The sequence below is a fragment of the Pseudomonas sp. Y3 TE3536 genome (genome assembly GCF_053629175.1).
Window position 1 is genome coordinate 5,316,664 of record NZ_JBRJHU010000001.1, and the last position, 15,033, is coordinate 5,331,696.

At 62.7% G+C, this 15,033-nt stretch carries 15 protein-coding genes and 1 pseudogene; 13 read left to right on the top strand and 3 right to left on the bottom strand.

What is annotated here, in order from left to right; all coding sequences use genetic code 11:
- The first annotated feature begins 57 nt into the window (after positions 1 to 57).
- Positions 58 to 981: a LysR family transcriptional regulator gene (locus AB7M33_RS23810; protein WP_454243791.1), complete on the top strand. Its 924-nt coding sequence runs from the start codon at positions 58 to 60 to the stop codon at positions 979 to 981.
- 7 nt (positions 982 to 988) lie between these two features.
- On the opposite strand, the gene AB7M33_RS23815 is transcribed toward AB7M33_RS23810, so the two are convergent.
- Positions 989 to 1,261: a PepSY domain-containing protein gene (locus tag AB7M33_RS23815; protein ID WP_027593326.1), complete on the bottom strand. Its 273-nt coding sequence runs from the start codon at positions 1,259 to 1,261 to the stop codon at positions 989 to 991.
- A 106-nt stretch (positions 1,262 to 1,367) separates the two neighbouring features.
- Here AB7M33_RS23815 and AB7M33_RS23820 point away from each other — a divergent pair, with 106 nt between their 5' ends.
- Entirely contained in the window at positions 1,368 to 2,303 is a 936-nt protein-coding gene (locus AB7M33_RS23820) for a LysR family transcriptional regulator (RefSeq protein ID WP_454243792.1), read from the top strand.
- 92 nt (positions 2,304 to 2,395) lie between these two features.
- Positions 2,396 to 3,595 (top strand): MFS transporter, encoded by a 1,200-nt coding sequence (locus AB7M33_RS23825; protein ID WP_085272892.1) that lies wholly within the window; start codon positions 2,396 to 2,398, stop codon positions 3,593 to 3,595.
- Here the strand turns inward: AB7M33_RS23825 and AB7M33_RS23830 are convergent.
- Complete coding sequence (locus tag AB7M33_RS23830) at positions 3,592 to 4,515, bottom strand: LysR family transcriptional regulator (RefSeq protein WP_027593329.1); 924 nt, start codon at positions 4,513 to 4,515, stop codon at positions 3,592 to 3,594. The genes AB7M33_RS23825 and AB7M33_RS23830 overlap by 4 nt on opposite strands.
- Positions 4,516 to 4,705: 190 nt before the next feature.
- On the opposite strand from AB7M33_RS23830, the gene AB7M33_RS23835 reads away from it, so the two are divergent.
- The 10 genes from AB7M33_RS23835 to AB7M33_RS23880 all read left to right on the top strand — a co-directional run bounded on the left by AB7M33_RS23835 (position 4,706) and on the right by AB7M33_RS23880 (position 14,216).
- Positions 4,706 to 6,073, top strand: a complete 1,368-nt coding sequence (locus tag AB7M33_RS23835; RefSeq protein ID WP_099454219.1) for an MFS family transporter — start codon at positions 4,706 to 4,708, stop codon at positions 6,071 to 6,073.
- Between the two features lie 201 nt (positions 6,074 to 6,274).
- On the top strand, positions 6,275 to 6,805 hold the full coding sequence (locus AB7M33_RS23840; RefSeq protein WP_027593331.1) for a thiamine pyrophosphate-binding protein: 531 nt from the start codon (positions 6,275 to 6,277) through the stop codon (positions 6,803 to 6,805).
- A complete protein-coding gene (locus AB7M33_RS23845; protein WP_085272893.1) occupies positions 6,793 to 7,389 on the top strand; it encodes a thiamine pyrophosphate-dependent enzyme in 597 nt (198 codons plus the stop codon). The genes AB7M33_RS23840 and AB7M33_RS23845 overlap by 13 nt, the downstream gene beginning before the upstream one ends.
- Before the next feature lie 69 nt (positions 7,390 to 7,458).
- Positions 7,459 to 8,622: an acyl-CoA dehydrogenase family protein gene (locus tag AB7M33_RS23850; protein WP_274885283.1), complete on the top strand. Its 1,164-nt coding sequence runs from the start codon at positions 7,459 to 7,461 to the stop codon at positions 8,620 to 8,622.
- 63 nt (positions 8,623 to 8,685) lie between these two features.
- Entirely contained in the window at positions 8,686 to 9,888 is a 1,203-nt protein-coding gene (locus tag AB7M33_RS23855; protein WP_027593334.1) for a CaiB/BaiF CoA transferase family protein, read from the top strand.
- A gap of 40 nt (positions 9,889 to 9,928) precedes the next feature.
- The gene (locus tag AB7M33_RS23860; protein ID WP_454243793.1) at positions 9,929 to 10,771 is read left to right on the top strand and encodes an FAS1-like dehydratase domain-containing protein; all 843 of its coding nucleotides are present in this window, start codon (positions 9,929 to 9,931) and stop codon (positions 10,769 to 10,771) included.
- Positions 10,768 to 11,592, top strand: a complete 825-nt coding sequence (locus AB7M33_RS23865) for an HpcH/HpaI aldolase/citrate lyase family protein (RefSeq protein WP_454243794.1) — start codon at positions 10,768 to 10,770, stop codon at positions 11,590 to 11,592. Before AB7M33_RS23860 ends, AB7M33_RS23865 begins: the two co-directional genes overlap by 4 nt.
- Before the next feature lie 2 nt (positions 11,593 to 11,594).
- The gene (locus AB7M33_RS23870) at positions 11,595 to 12,215 is read left to right on the top strand and encodes a TetR/AcrR family transcriptional regulator (RefSeq protein ID WP_265967649.1); all 621 of its coding nucleotides are present in this window, start codon (positions 11,595 to 11,597) and stop codon (positions 12,213 to 12,215) included.
- A gap of 37 nt (positions 12,216 to 12,252) precedes the next feature.
- Positions 12,253 to 13,104 (top strand): LysR family transcriptional regulator, encoded by an 852-nt coding sequence (locus AB7M33_RS23875; RefSeq protein ID WP_085272897.1) that lies wholly within the window; start codon positions 12,253 to 12,255, stop codon positions 13,102 to 13,104.
- 116 nt (positions 13,105 to 13,220) lie between these two features.
- Positions 13,221 to 14,216, top strand: coding sequence for an aldo/keto reductase (locus AB7M33_RS23880; RefSeq protein WP_099429272.1), 996 nt, complete (start codon positions 13,221 to 13,223; stop codon positions 14,214 to 14,216).
- Positions 14,217 to 14,494: 278 nt separating this feature from the next.
- Here the strand turns inward: AB7M33_RS23880 and AB7M33_RS23885 are convergent.
- Positions 14,495 to 15,026 (bottom strand): annotated as a pseudogene (locus AB7M33_RS23885) (alanine:cation symporter family protein); the annotation flags it as partial.
- Positions 15,027 to 15,033: the final 7 nt, after the last annotated feature.

Sequence of the window (15,033 nt, forward strand, 5' to 3'; positions counted from 1 at the left end):
CGACGCACCGTTATTTTCAAAATAGAATCATTTGAAACTCATCATTGCAGAATTGAAATGGCAAGAATCCCCGATTTCGAAGGGCTGGCAATGTTCGCCAAAGTGGCGGAAGAAGGTTCCTACGCAGCGGCGGCGCGCGCCATGGGCGTGTCGGTACCGACGGTATCGCGTGCGGTGGCGCGTCTGGAGGCACGCTTGGGCGGTCGTCTGTTCAATCGCACGTCACGCCAGCTTTGCGTCACCGAGTTCGGCCAGCGCATGGTCGAACAGGCCAGCGCGTTGTACCGCCAGGCAGAAGAGATGGAAAGCGCCGCCCAGGAGATGTCGGTGCAGCCACGGGGCTTGGTGCGCCTGGCGGTGCCTATGTCATTCGGCTTGCGCTGGGTAGCGCCGCTGCTGCCCGCGTTGATGGCCAGGTACCCCCAGTTGGAACTCGACCTTCACTTGTCAGATTCGACAGTCGATCTGGTTGCCGAGGGGTTCGATGCAGCACTGCGCATTGCAGCACTGCCGGATTCGTCCTTGGTGGCCAGACGTATCTGTGCGGTCACGCAATACCTGGTAGCCGCGCCGTCATACCTTGCGCGTCATGGACGCCCTGAGCACCCGCGCGACCTGGTTGACCATGCCTGCATGAGCTACGCCTACCGCGCCCGCAGACAGGTTTGGCGGTTCACCCACAGTGACGGCACCGAACAAGACGTCGTGCCGCGGGGGCCCCTGCGTGTGACCAATTCGGATGCGTTGGTGGCGCCCTTGCTGGAGGGCTTGGCGATCGCCGAATTACCGGATTTCATCGCCTCCGAATACTTGGCGGACGGCCGCCTTGAGCACCTGCTACCAACGTGGAGCATGACCCAAGGCGGCTTGTATTTCGTCACACCTTCAGCCCGAAGCCGGCCGAGAAAGGTCCAGGCCTTGGCTGATTTTTTCATCGAGCGGCTGGCCGGGTCACAATGGCTGACGCCAAACGTGACCTGACGGTGGCTCAATTATCCAGTTCATCCTTGGTGATGTTGCCGGAGTGGGGGTCAACGTGGAATTCGTACTGTTTGCCATCGGCCTTGATGCCCTCGCCTTCCCAGTGGCCGTCATCTGCTTCGATCTTGGTGATCTGGGTGTAGCCGGCGCCTTTAAGCACCGTCTCGGCCTGGTCTTTGTTCACCTTCCAGTCGGCACCTGGTTGGTCAGCCCACGCGGCACTAGCGCCCAGTGCGCCAACCAGTGCCAACCCCGTCAATACGCGCGTCATGGTTTTCATCGTCAACATCCTTTTTGCCTGAGTTAAAGGATGCGACCTGGGCGCTGTCGTTTCGGTTCAATCATCGTTACGCTTGCAGCCACGTTCATTACACAAAGGGTTGACGGTGCACTCCTCCGAACGTTTGAAGGGCATTGACGTTTTTGTCTGCGTGGCAGACCTCGGCAGTTTTGCCGCGGCGGCGCAGCGCCTGAACCTGACCAGCTCGGCTGTCAGCAAAGGTGTCGCGCGGCTGGAAGCTCGCCTGGGCTTACGCCTGTTCGAGCGCACGACGCGTCGGCTTGCCCTGACCGATGCGGGGCAAACGTTCTACAAGACCTGCTCACGCGTGCTGGCCGACCTCGAAGCATCGGAATTGGCCCTGCATGAAGACTACTTCGAGCCACGGGGCCGGGTGCGCATCGACCTGCCCGCAGCGTATGGGCGGCTGCACGTCTTGCCGGTCATTCTCGACTACCTCAAACGCCATCCCCAGTTGCAGCCACACGTGTCCTTTACCGACAGCTTCGTCAACCCGACCGAGCAGGGTATCGATATCGTGGTACGTATCGGCGGCCCGGACGTTTGGCCGGAGGACCTGGGGCACCAGTTCATCGGTGCTCAACGGTTCATCTTCTGTGCCTCACCGGGCTACTTGCAAGTCCGTGGCACACCGCTCGATGAGGCGGACCTGCAAGCCCATGACTGTGTGGTTTACGGGCAGCCCGACGGGGTGGGCAGCCCCTGGCACATGACCGGTATGCAACCGGGTGAAATGGAGCGGCGCTTCATGCCGGCGCGGCTTGCCATCGGCGATGGCGAAGGGGTGGTACAGGCAGTCGTGCAGGGTTTGGGGGTCACTCAGGTGCCCACCTGGCTGGTCAATCAACAGCTGGAAAGTGGCGCGTTGATTGAAGTGTTGCCGCACTTGGCAACAGATGGGCTGCCGATGAACGTAGTGTGGCTCAAAAAACGCGAGGCCCTCCCCCGCGTCAGGGCGTTGCTGGATGTGCTGCTGAACGCGCTGCGAACAGACGGCCACCGCCTCGCGCCCTGCGATTAGTGAATATAATTCGCGTGCCATCTGAAATATTGCCCGTAATAGGCTTTTTAAGAATCAATACAATGGCAGCCCCTGATTGAGGAACTGCCTGCATGACTGCTGTTGAACGCCCACCCGTGGGCTTGGCGACCGACCGACGCGCGACCTTGGGGACTTTGGTCCTCGCCGCCTCCGCCTTTTTGATTGTCACTACCGAGTTCTTGATGGTCGGCCTGCTGCCCGGGCTGGCACGCGACCTTGATGTCTCGATTTCGACTGCCGGGCAGTTGATCACGCTGTTTGCCTTCACCGTCATGCTGGCGGGCCCGCCGTTGACGGCGGCACTTGCCCACCTGGACAGGCGCAAGCTGTTCGCAGCCATCCTCGCCTTGTTCGCGGCGTCCAATGCGTTGGCGGCCCTTGCGCCAAACATCGGGGTCTTGGCAGTGGCGCGTTTCCTGCCCGCCCTGGCACTGCCTGTCTTTTGGGGTACAGCCAGCGAAACGGCCGCCAGCATGGTCAGCCCCGATCGCCAAGGGCAGGCCGTCGCGCGGGTCTACCTCGGCATCTCAGCTGCGCTGTTGCTGGGCATTCCATTAGGGACGTTGGCGGCTGACGCCATAGGCTGGCGCGGCGCTTTCTGGATATTGTCTGCTGCATCGGCGGCCATGGCCTTTGCCGTGCTCACCTGGATGCCAGTGGTTGCGCGCCTGCCCAGGGTCGACTTGCGCCACCAGGCGCGGATCTTCCGTGAACCGAACTTCCTCGCCAATGTGGCGCTGTCGATCATGGTGTTCACCGCCATGTTCATTGCCTACACCTACCTGGCCGACATGCTCGAGCGTACCGCAGGTGTTGCAACTGCGGATGTCGGCTGGTGGCTGATGGGCTTCGGTGCCATTGGTTTGCTGGGCAACTGGCTGGGGGGGCGAGCTGTCAGGCATTCGCCGATCAAGGCCACTGCGCTGTTTCTTGTGTTGCTGGCGATGGGTATGGCGGCCTTCAGCCCACTGGCCGCTGCGCCTGTAACGCTCTGGGGCGCACTGGCACTGTGGGGCATCGCCAATACGGCGCTCTACCCCATCTGCCAGGTGCGCGTGATGCATTCGGTGGCGCACTCTCAGGCTCTGGCTGGCACCACCAACGTGTCTGCCGCCAATGCCGGTATTGGCTTGGGCGCGCTGTTGGGTGGGCTGGTCATCCCAACATTCGGGGTGTCGACGCTGGGCTATGTGGCCGCAGGAGTGGCGCTGTTGGCGTTGCTGTGTGTGCCCGCCGTGGCGCGGCTGCAGCGTCAGGCACCCAGCGCTTAAAGCATGTGCCCCGCCCAGATGCCCTGCGCTACCAGCTCTGAAGCAAGCTCGACGAAGGTTTCACCCACATAGCGCGTGGCTGGGCTGACATGCCTGTCCGCAGGCGACACCATGACCAGCTTGCGCATCGGAGTCGGCTCGATCAGTGGCGCTGCACACAAGGTGCCATTCTGCAGGTGGGTGTAGATCGAGGCCAAGGGCAGCGCGGTCAAGCCGAAGCCATGACGCACCAGGTCGATCATCGCCCCGAACGAATCGGCCTCGACATTGGCGGCAATCTTGAAGCCGACGTCCGCGGCGCAGTGGTCCATGATCTTGCGCAAGCCATGACGCGGGCTGGGCAGCACCAACTGCTGCTGGGCCAGGGTTGCGAAGTTGACCGGGTTGTCCCACGCCAAGCCTGCGCTGGGCGGCCCGACCAATACCAGGTTCTCCATCATTACCGGCACGATGCGCAAAGTGTGCAGCGGCTCCAGGTCATAAGAGATCGCCAGCTCCAGTTCGCCACGCTGAATCCAGTCCACCAGGTAACCGCTGAAGGCCGACGAGAAACGGATCGACAAGTCCGGGTGGGCTTCGCGGATCCGGGTCACCAGGGGCACGGTGACGATCTCCGCGATGGTCGGTGTGGTGCCGATCGCCACGGCCCCGCGAAACGATGCATGCCCGCCCACTACCGAACTGCGAATGGCCTCCAGTTCATCCATGATCCGCGTGGCGTGCTGCAGCACTTCGCTGCCGGCGTCGGTGATGATCATGCCGCGGCCATGGCGCTCGAACAGGTAGACCCCAAGCTCCTTCTCCAATTGCCGGATCTGCCGGCTCAAGGCGGGCTGTGCAATGTGCAGCCGGTCGGACGCCTTGCTGAGGCTGCCAAGCTCGGCAACATGGATCAGGGTTTTGAGTTGAACGACGTCCATCGGCAGGCCCGTGTCGAGGCAGAAGGTAACTGGCAGTCTAAACAGCACATCTGTCAGCAGCTATAGAATTTCAGCATATCAGTTAGTCAGCTAGTCCCCTTATTGGCGGGCCCACTCTGGAGTAGCGTGAAAACAGGGTCGATCACCGATCGGACGCCCGCTACAAGAATAAGACCAGAGGCTGACTACCATGCCAACTCCCCGCTCCAGCACCACCCTCGTTGAAGATGCCCCCGCCCGCCAACCCAATCGTGTCAGAGCGATCATGGGGGCCTGCTCCGGCAACCTGGTCGAGTGGTATGACTTTTTCATCTACGCCTATACGGCAATCTACTTCGCGGCGTCGTTCTTCCCCAAAGGCGATACCACCACGCAGTTGCTGGCCACCGCGGGTGTGTTCGCCGTCGGTTTCTTCATGCGGCCCCTGGGTGGGTGGATTTTCGGCTGGCTGGCCGACACCCGTGGGCGCAAAGTCTCGATGATCATCTCGGTGTTCATGATGTGCGCCGGGTCACTGCTGATCGCGGTGATGCCGACCTATGAAACGGTAGGTATCGCCGCACCGATCATGCTAGTCGTTGCACGGCTGATACAGGGGCTCTCGGTGGGTGCCGAATACGGCACCGGCGCAACCTACATCAGCGAAATCGCGACACCAGGCCGGCGTTGTTTCTATGGCTCGTTCCAGTACTTCACGATCATCGCCGGGCAATTGCTGGCCCTGTTCACCGTAGTCATCCTGCAGCAGACGCTCAGCGATGAGCAGTTGCGTGAATGGGGCTGGCGCATTCCGTTTTTCATTGGCGCCATCAGCGCCGTGGTTGTCGTGTACCTGCGCCGCTCAATGCACGAAACCGCCTCGAAAAAGGACATGCACCGCGAGGGTGCCGGGTCGTTGCGCGGCATGTTCAAGCACAAGCGTGCCGTCGGGCTGGTGATCGCCTTTACCATCGGTGGGTCGCTGTACTTCTATACCTTCACCACCTACATGCAGAAGTTTCTGGTGATATCGGCAGGCTTCGACGCGGCCACGGTGAGTTTCATCATGACCTCGGCGCTGATTGGCTTCATGCTTTGCCAGCCGCTGTTCGGCCTGATGGCTGACCGGCTCGGGATCAGGACGCACATGCTGATGTTCTCGAGCCTGGGCGTGTTGCTGGTGATCCCGCTGCTGTTCGCCATCAAGCATACCCACAACCCCTTCATGGCCTTTGCGCTGGTCTTCGGCGGGCTGGTCATCGCCTCGCTCTACACCCCGATCGCAGGCATCGTCAAAGCCGAATTGTTCCCCCCCGCAGTGCGTGCGCTGGGGGTCGGGTTCCCGTATGCCATCGGTAACGCGGCGTTTGGCGGGACGGCTGAATATGTCGCGCTGTCGTTCAGGGCCGAAGGGGTCGAGGACTACTTCTTTTTCTACGTGGCCGCCGTCCTGTGCGTGACCTTCATCGCATCGATGCTGATGCCCAACCTGACGCGGCATGGGTACATCAGTGGCGATGGCAGGGTCGAGGAGAATACCGGCATGCCGGCCAGCAAGGTGCAGACCGCCAAGGCCTGACCTCGCCAACATTGCCCCTTTATTGACCCGCGCGGCCCTGATGGCTTCCTCAAGAAAGCCACCAGGGCCGCTTCGTTTCGCTTGGCCGGCCACTCCATGAGCTATGCCACGCCGGCATATCTCAAAGAGAAAAACGGTAGTCGTCGGCACCCCGCCTTGCCTGCATGATGAGGCAAAACAAGAGCAGCACTGGAGACAACCATGTCATCGCAAGAAGCTGAACAAAGCTGGCAAGAAGACGTTTTCCGCGTCCTCAAGGCCCACGACGTCAAGCATGTCGTGTTCGTTCCGGACGCCGGCCATTCGGCCGCGATCCGCATGTCGTACCAGGACCCTGATATCAAGGCCGTCGTCCTCACCACCGAAGAAGAAGGCATTGGTTATCTGGCCGGCGCCTGGCTAGGCGGTGAACGCGGTGCACTGTTGATGCAGTCCAGCGGCGTCGGTAACTGCATCAACACCCTGGCCCTGCAGAACTGCGCGGGTTTCCCCCTGCTGATGGTGGTGACCATGCGCGGTGACTGGGCCGAGTTCAACGCTTGGCAAAACCCCATGGGCCAGGCCACCGAGGCCTCGCTGCAACTGATGAAGGTCATGACCTGGCGTGCCGATGTGCCAGAAGACGTCGCGCCACTGCTGCATGGCGCCGCCACCATGGCCTTCAATGGTGATTCCGCCACTGCCTTGCTGCTCGGCCAGCGCCTGATCGGAGAAAAGAAATGGGTCAAGTAAGCGCCAACCACACGCTGTGCCGCCGTGAGGTGGTGCGTACCCTGCTCGCTGATCGCCAGGATGTACTGGTCGTGACCGGCCTGGGTTCGGCGTCTTACGACGTCATGGCTGCCGGTGACCACGATGGCAACTATTACCTCTGGGCGGCCATGGGCAGCGCCATCACCGTAGGCCTGGGCCTGGCCAACGCGCAACCCGACAAGTCGGTGGTGGTCATCACTGGTGACGGCGAGTTGCTGATGGGCTTCGGCGCGCTGGCGACTGTCGCCCTGCAGAAGCCTGCCAATTTGACCATTGTGGTGCTGGACAACGGCCACTTCGGCGAGACCGGCATGCAGGTCAGCCACGCCGGTTTCGGCATCAAGCTCGACCAGGTTGCCCAGACCTGCGGCTTCAGCTGGACCCGCGAGATTCGCGACATGGAAGGCGTGCATGACCTGCGCGAACGCTTCGCCAGCCGCGAAGGTGTGAAGCTGGCTACCGTCAAGATCAAGGCCGAGAACCCACCGCGCGTGCTGCCGCCGCGTGACGGCCACTACATCAAGAACCGCTTCCGCGCTGCCCTGGGCTTCCAGCCTCTTTGACTGTGTCAGGCGCAGGTTGGCAGCCGAGCCACGACAAGGCTGCCAGCCTGCGCCGCCTGGAGAACAATAATGAGCGACTACGACAACGAAGCACTCAACGCCATCCGCGAGGGCGTGCGCGCCCTGTGTGGTGATTTCCCTGCCGAATACTGGCGCAAGATCGACGAAGAAAAGGGCTTTCCGGAGGCCTTCGTCAAGGCCATGACCGATGCGGGCTGGCTTTCGGCGATGATTCCGGAAGAGTACGGTGGCTCCGGCCTGGGCCTGGCCGAGGCCTCGGTGATTCTTGAGGAAGTCAACCGTTGCGGGGGTAACTCCGGCACCATTCACGGCCAGATGTACAACATGTTCACACTGCTGCGTAACGGCAGCGAAGAACAAAAAGGCTATTACCTGCCAAAACTCGCCAGTGGCGAACTGCGCCTGCAGTCGATGGGGGTCACCGAGCCCACCACCGGCACCGACACCACCAAGATCAAGACCACGGCCGTGCGCAAGGGCGACAAGTACGTCATCAACGGCCAGAAGGTCTGGATTTCGCGCATCCAGCACTCCGACCTGATGATCCTGCTGGCCCGTACCACACCGCTGGCAGAGGTGAAGAAAAAATCCGAAGGCATGTCGATTTTCCTCGTCGACCTGCGCGAAGCCATCGGCAACGGCCTGACCGTGCAGCCGATCGCCAACATGGTCAACCATGAGACCAACGAGCTGTTCTTCGACAACCTGGAAATCCCTGCCAGTAGCCTGATTGGCGAAGAAGGCAAAGGCTTCCGCTACATCCTCGACGGCCTCAACGCCGAGCGCACGCTGATCGCCGCCGAGTGCATCGGCGATGGCCGCTGGTTCATCGAAAAGTCCAGCCAGTACGCCCGCGACCGCGTGGTGTTCGGCCGCCCGATTGGGCAGAACCAAGGCGTGCAGTTCCCGATCGCCGAGGCGCACATCGAGATCGAGGCCGCCGACCTGATGCGCTGGCGTGCCTGTGCCGAATACGACAGCGGCAAGAACGCCGGCGCCGCGGCCAATATGGCCAAGTACCTGGCGGCGAAGGCCAGTTGGGAAGCCGCCAACGCCTGCCTGCAAACCCACGGCGGTTTCGGCTTTGCCAACGAATACGACGTCGAGCGCAAGTTCCGTGAGACGCGCCTGTACCAGGTGGCCCCGATCTCGACCAACCTGATCCTGTCGTACGTCGCCGAGCACCTGCTGGAACTGCCACGCTCGTTCTGACCGATGCCGCCCCTGGTCGCCAAGGCGCCAAGGGGCCCTGCCATGACAAGAGGGATAACCATCATGAGCCAGCCTACGGCAATCCGCCCGCTAGACGGCATCACCGTCATCAGCCTCGAACATGCCATTGCTGCGCCCTTCTGCACCCGCCAACTGGCGGACCTTGGCGCCCGCGTGATCAAGGTCGAACGGCCGGGGGTAGGTGACTTTGCGCGGGGCTACGACCAACGGGTCAACGGCCTGGCTTCGCACTTCGTCTGGACCAACCGCTCGAAAGAAAGCCTTGCTCTGGACCTTAAGCAGGACATCGCCGGCGACATTCTCGACCAGCTTCTGGAGCAGGCCGACGTGTTGGTTCAAAACCTGGCGCCGGGCGCCGCTGCGCGCCTGGGGCTGTCGTTCGAGGCGCTGCATGCGCGGTTCCCCACGCTGATCGTCTGCGACATTTCGGGCTACGGCGCGGGCGGCCCTTTTGAACAGAAAAAGGCCTACGACTTGCTGATTCAGAGCGAAGGCGGCTTTTTATCGGTAACCGGCGGCCCGGGTGACGAGCAGATGGCCAAGGCGGGCAACTCGATTGCCGACATCGCGGCCGGCATGTACGCCTACACCGGCGTGTTGTCGGCCCTGCTGCTGCGTGGCCGCACCGGCGAAGGCAGCCATGTGGAGGTGTCGATGCTGGAAAGCCTGGTGGAGTGGATGAACTACCCGCTGTACTACGCCTACGAAGGCGCGACTCCGCCGCCACGCGCCGGCGCGGCGCACGCGACCATCTACCCGTACGGCCCCTTCCCCACCGGCGATGGCAATACTGTGATGCTCGGTTTGCAGAACGAGCGCGAATGGCGCCTGTTCTGTGAGCAGGTGCTGCTGCAACCCGCGCTGGCCGACGATGCGCGGTTCTCTGCCAACTACCTGCGGGTGGCCAACCGTGAGGCTTTGCGTGCACTGATCATCGAGGCGTTCGCCGCCCTGGACTTGGACACGGTGGTTGCGCGCCTTGATAGCGCCAGCATTGCCAACGCACGGGTCAACGACATGCAGGGGGTGTGGCAGCACCCGCAGTTACAAGCCCGCGACCGTTGGCGCCAGGTAGCCACGGCAAACGGCAGCATACCCAGCCTGCTGCCCCCGGCCAGCAGCAATGCCTACCGCCCACGCATGGACCCAGTGCCAGCCTTGGGGGAGCACAGCGAATGCATCCTCGCCCAGCTTGGGCTGTCTGCCGAACGTATACAGGAACTGCGCCGCGATGGGGTCATCTGACCCCTTCAGGCACAGCGTTAAATGATCGAGGACCACGACAATGACAACACACGACCTCAGCCGCTGGATTGGCCGTAGCGAAACCAGCCACGATCGCATCACCCACAACCTGGTCAAGCGCCTCGCGGCGACCCTCAGCGAGCCCGCACCCTCGGCGGGAGAACCCCTGCCCCTGCTCTGGCACTGGGCGTTCTTCCAGGACCCCGTCGAGGCCACCGGGCTGGGCGCCGATGGCCACCCCGCGCGCGGCGGTTTCTTGCCGCCAGCAGACAACCGCAACCGGATGTGGGCCGGCAGCCGCCTGACCTTCATCAGCCCTTTACAGGTGGAAGCGCAGGTAGCACGCCACTCGACGATTCTCAACGTCGAAGAAAAACACGGCCGCACCGGGTCGCTGCTGTTTGTCACCGTCAGGCACGTGTATGTCCAGGATGGCCATGAAGCGCTGATCGAAGAACAGGACATCGTCTACCGCGAGCCTACCCCACCCAAGCTTGGCGGTACCGAGCCGGCACCCGCCGGCGCTTGGCAGGAGACCGTGACGCCCGACGCAACCCTGTTGTTCCGCTACTCGGCCGTCACCTTCAATGGCCATCGTATCCACTATGACTGGCCCTATGTCACCGAAACCGAAGGCTACCCGGGGCTGGTGGTGCACGGGCCCTTGATTGCCACGCTCAATCTGCGCGCCTTTGCCCGTGCCAACCCCGCCGCCCAGATACGCCGATTCAGCTTCCGCGGCTTGCGGCCGTTGATTTCGCCGAACACCTTCGAGGTGGGTGGGCGCCTGCTCGAACGCGGCAAGGCGCAGCTTTGGGCAACCGCCGAAGCGGGCATGGCGCAAACCGCAGAAGTCGAATTCAGCCTGGAGGCCAGCCAATGAGCCAGGCCATCGTGCGCTCTGCCCTGTTTGTCCCGGCCAGCCGCCCGGAACGTATCGCCAAGGCGCTGGCCAGCGGCGCTGATCGGGTGATTGTGGATTTGGAAGACGCCGTTGAAGAAGCGGCGAAGGCGCGGGCGCGGGACAACCTGCAGGCATTTCTGGCCGAGCAGCCCGAGGCCTGCGTGCTGGTGCGGGTCAACGCCCCGCAGCATTGGGCGCACGCAGCTGACCTTGCGCTGTGCCAGCGTCACGCCGGTGTCAGTGGCATCCTGCTGCCCAAGGCCGAAACGGTCGAGCAGGTGCAGCGTGCGCGTGCTACCGGCAAGCCGGTCTGGCCAATTATCGAGAGCGCACGTGGGCTGGTCGCCCTGCCCTTGCTGGCGGCCTGTGAGGGCGTCGAACGCTTGTCCTTTGGCAGCCTCGACCTGGGCCAGGACCTGAACCTGCGCACGGCCAGCGAAGCCGCCGAACAGGTGCTCGGGCATGCGCGCTATGCCGTCTTGCTGCACAGCCGCGCTGCCGGCCTTGCGCCGCCGCTCGATGGCGTGCACCCGGCCATTCAGGACGTCGCTGGCCTGCAGCGGCACGTACAGTTCGCTCGCGACATGGGCTTTGGCGGGGCCTTGTGCATTCACCCCAGCCAGGTCAGCGTGATTCATCGCGCCCTGCAACCTTCGCCCGACGAATTGGAATGGGCGCACCGCGTGTTGGCTGCGGCCGAAGGCGGTGCCGGCGTGTTCACCCTGGATGGGCAGATGGTGGATGCGCCGGTGATCCTGCGCGCCCGTGCCCTTGTGCACGCCGCAGGCAAGGGTGAATAGCCATGCCCGACGCCCGTCACGTGCAACATTGCCCCAGCCCTCTGCTCACTGTGGCACAGGGCTTGATGGCAGAAGTCGGCTATGGCGCCATGAGCATGCGCCAGCTCGCGGCCCGGGCTGGCCTGCAGCCGGGCAGCCTTTACCACCACGTTGCGAGCAAACAGGACCTGCTGCTCGATGTATTGCTGGACATTCTCGCCCAGCGCCTCGAAGCCTGGCGCCGAGGGCCCTACACCCGCGACCTGCGCGGCTACCTGCGGTTTCAACTCGCGCGCCAGGCATCGCACCCCTTTGAGGCGTTGTTGCTGCGCCACGAATCACGCCATGTCGAGCCTGGCCAACGAGGGTGGCTGGAGCAGGCGCTCAATCGTTCACGAGCGCCTTTGTGCCAGATCATCGAACACGGCCAGCAACAGGGGCGTTTCACGGTGGGGGATATCGCCAGCGCAGCCGAGGCGATTCTGGCCCTGATAGACACCGCCGAAGGTATGCGCCGTCGGCCAATGCCGGTGGATGACGCGAAAATCGAGGCCTGGGTGATACAGATGAGCCATGCGCTGCTGTCAGCATGCCCGCCTGCGAAACGACCGGCACGCGCCGCCCGGCTGACGGGAGCCGCCTGAAACCGCGTATCATCGGGCCTCACACCAGAGGCCTGTCATGTTCGATTGGGAAGACCTGCGTCATTTTTCTGCATTTATCAGCGCCGGCTCGCTGTCGGCCGCTGCCAAGCGCCTGGGGGTTGACCATGCCACCGTGGCGCGGCGGATCAGTTCGCTGGAAGCCTCGCTGCAGTTGAAGCTGGTGGACCGCCGCCCACGGGCTTACGCCCTGACTGAGCAGGGCGTGCGCGTTGGCGAGTTTGCCGAGCAGATGCTGGCATCCTCGTTTGCGCTGGAGCACTTTGCCAGTGCCGACCAACAGGCCGTTGAAGGCGAAGTCGTGATTGCCGCCCCGCCCGCGCTGTTGGGCAGCATGGTGGCGCGTAGGCTGGGCGAACTGTACAAACGTTACCCTGCCTTGCAACTCACCTTGGTCGGCAGCAAGTCGCGCGCGTCGCTGGCCCGCCGCGAGGCGGACGTGGCAATCACCTTGGCCAGGCCCACCGAGCCAACCCTGGTGGCCAGCCTGCTCGGGCATCTCGAATACAGGCTGTACGCATCGGCGCCCTACGTGCGCCGACGCGAACCGCACCTGTACATCGGCTACGACGACTCTCAGGCGAAATCCCCACAGCAGCGCTGGCTGCTTGAGCAGGCCGCAGGTCGCCCTTTCGCCCTGCACAGCAACGACCTGCGCATCCAGGCCCAAGCTGCAGCCGGTGGCGTAGGGGTTGCCTGCCTGCCCGCCTTCATGGCCGAGGAGTACGGGCTCAAGCAAGCCTGCGAGGACGACAGGTCGATGAGCATCGAAATTTGGCTGGCCGTGCACGAGGACGTGCGCAACACCCCCCGCATCAAGGCCGTAACGGATTTTCTGCTCGAGCAGGTCAAACCCCTGCTGCGCTTGTGAATTTTTGCAGATATCACCTGCACATCCTGGGAATTTGCACGCTCGCGTCGCGCCGCTAACCTTGTTCCATCGCTCGGCTGCACACGCTGGGCAATGCTGACCAAGAGGATTCACAGATGCAGTACGTCAAACTCGGCAACACCGGCCTGGACATCTCCCGACTGTGCCTGGGGTGCATGACGTTCGGTGACCCGGATGCCGGTACCCATCCCTGGACCCTGGATGTGCAACAGAGCCGCCCGATCATTCGCCACGCGGTAGAGCAAGGCATCAACTTCTTCGACACAGCCAATAGCTACTCGGCGGGTACATCGGAAGTGATCCTGGGCCAATTGCTGAAGGAATTCACCCGCCGTGAAGACACCGTCATCGCGACCAAGGTCTTCTACCCGGCGAACATGTGGCAAGGCGCAAGCAAGCCGAACGAGCAAGGCCTGTCACGCAAGGCGATCCTCAGCAGCATCGACGCCAGCCTGACCCGCCTGGGCGTGGATTACGTCGACCTCTACCAGGTTCACCGCTGGGATTATCACACGCCGATCGAAGAAACCATGGAAGCCCTGCACGACGTGGTCAAGGCCGGCAAGGCACGCTATATCGGTGCGTCTTCAATGTATGCCTGGCAGTTCGCCAAAGCCCAGCACGTCGCAGCGGCCAATGGCTGGAGCCGGTTCGTGTCGATGCAGAACTACCTCAACCTGCTGTACCGGGAGGAAGAGCGGGAGATGATCCCCTTGTGCCAGGACCAGGGCGTCGGGCTGATGCCCTGGAGCCCGCTGGCCCGTGGCCGGCTGACCCGGCCCAAGGGCCAGGAAACCGCGCGCACGCTCAGCGATGTTTCTGGCAAGTCGTTTTATGCAGGGACGGAAGTCGAGGATGGCCGTGTGATCGATGTGGTCGAGCAGATTGCCAGCGAGCGTGGCTTACCCATGGCTCAGGTTGCCTTGGCCTGGGTGCTCAGGCACCGCGCCGTGTCGGCGCCGATTATTGGCGCATCGAAGCCTGGGCATCTTGACGATGCCATTGCGGCATTGGGGCTGCAGTTGTCTGATGAAGAGGTTGCGCGGTTGGAAGCACCGTATGTGCCGCATGCGGTTACCGGGTTTAAGTAGGGGTTGTAGGCCCTGGTGCAAGGCTGGCGTTTTGTGGGGCTGCAGACATCGAGCGCCGCCCGCGCGGCGCATCGCGAGCAACGCTCGCTCCTACGTTTGTTTCGGGCCAATTATTCCTGGGGCAAACGCACGCGACCGTCTTGGTGCATGGCGCAATATTGCGTCAAACCCACAAGGCGGTCGCGCGCAAACATCACAGGCCTCACTGGCCCGAAACAGATGTGGGAGCAGCCTTGTGCTGCGAAGCGCCGCGCGGGCGGCGCTCGATCCCGCAGGCGCTAAAGAGCTTGAGGCATGCGCGTCTCGCTACGCCCCTCCCCCTCAGCCGCAACCTGATCGCCCTCCGGCCAGGCGCGTGGGTCCAGGTCTAGATCGCGGAACTGGCTAGCATCAAATACCGGTATCTGCACCCCGGCCTTGCGCTGCTGGTCATAATCGTCAATCAGGCGCAGCACCACCTTGCCCAACAACGCCAGTGCTACCAGGTTGACCAGGGCCAGCAAGGTCATGGTGATGTCGGCAAACGCGAACACCGTGCCCAGGTTCTGCACCGAACCCCACAGAATCAGCAACAGCACCACGCCACGATACACCAGGATCGGCCACCGTCGGTTAGCCGCCAGGTAACGCAAATTGTTTTCGCCCAGGTAGTAGTTGTAAAGAATCGAAGTAAACACGAACAGCGCCAGCGCAACGCTGATAAATACCACTGCCCAGCCCAGCCTCGTTGGCGAACACGCCGCGCTTCACGCCCATGACGATTGCACTGCCCACCAGGCCCGCAAACGCCGGTTCCAGGCCCGCGGCCGCACATCGA

What these genes read in the sequence shown, in the direction of transcription:
- AB7M33_RS23865 (WP_454243794.1), top strand. Translation starts at nt 10,768, where the DNA reads ATGAGCCAGGCCATCGTGCGCTCTGCCCTGTTTGTCCCGGCCAGCCGC.
- AB7M33_RS23860 (WP_454243793.1), top strand. Translation starts at nt 9,929, where the DNA reads ATGACAACACACGACCTCAGCCGCTGGATTGGCCGTAGCGAAACCAGC.
- AB7M33_RS23815 (WP_027593326.1), bottom strand. Translation starts at nt 1,261, where the DNA reads ATGAAAACCATGACGCGCGTATTGACGGGGTTGGCACTGGTTGGCGCA.
- AB7M33_RS23835 (WP_099454219.1), top strand. Translation starts at nt 4,706, where the DNA reads ATGCCAACTCCCCGCTCCAGCACCACCCTCGTTGAAGATGCCCCCGCC.
- AB7M33_RS23810 (WP_454243791.1), top strand. Translation starts at nt 58, where the DNA reads ATGGCAAGAATCCCCGATTTCGAAGGGCTGGCAATGTTCGCCAAAGTG.
- AB7M33_RS23870 (WP_265967649.1), top strand. Translation starts at nt 11,595, where the DNA reads ATGCCCGACGCCCGTCACGTGCAACATTGCCCCAGCCCTCTGCTCACT.
- AB7M33_RS23845 (WP_085272893.1), top strand. Translation starts at nt 6,793, where the DNA reads ATGGGTCAAGTAAGCGCCAACCACACGCTGTGCCGCCGTGAGGTGGTG.
- AB7M33_RS23855 (WP_027593334.1), top strand. Translation starts at nt 8,686, where the DNA reads ATGAGCCAGCCTACGGCAATCCGCCCGCTAGACGGCATCACCGTCATC.
- AB7M33_RS23840 (WP_027593331.1), top strand. Translation starts at nt 6,275, where the DNA reads ATGTCATCGCAAGAAGCTGAACAAAGCTGGCAAGAAGACGTTTTCCGC.
- AB7M33_RS23830 (WP_027593329.1), bottom strand. Translation starts at nt 4,515, where the DNA reads ATGGACGTCGTTCAACTCAAAACCCTGATCCATGTTGCCGAGCTTGGC.
- AB7M33_RS23825 (WP_085272892.1), top strand. Translation starts at nt 2,396, where the DNA reads ATGACTGCTGTTGAACGCCCACCCGTGGGCTTGGCGACCGACCGACGC.
- AB7M33_RS23880 (WP_099429272.1), top strand. Translation starts at nt 13,221, where the DNA reads ATGCAGTACGTCAAACTCGGCAACACCGGCCTGGACATCTCCCGACTG.
- AB7M33_RS23875 (WP_085272897.1), top strand. Translation starts at nt 12,253, where the DNA reads ATGTTCGATTGGGAAGACCTGCGTCATTTTTCTGCATTTATCAGCGCC.
- AB7M33_RS23850 (WP_274885283.1), top strand. Translation starts at nt 7,459, where the DNA reads ATGAGCGACTACGACAACGAAGCACTCAACGCCATCCGCGAGGGCGTG.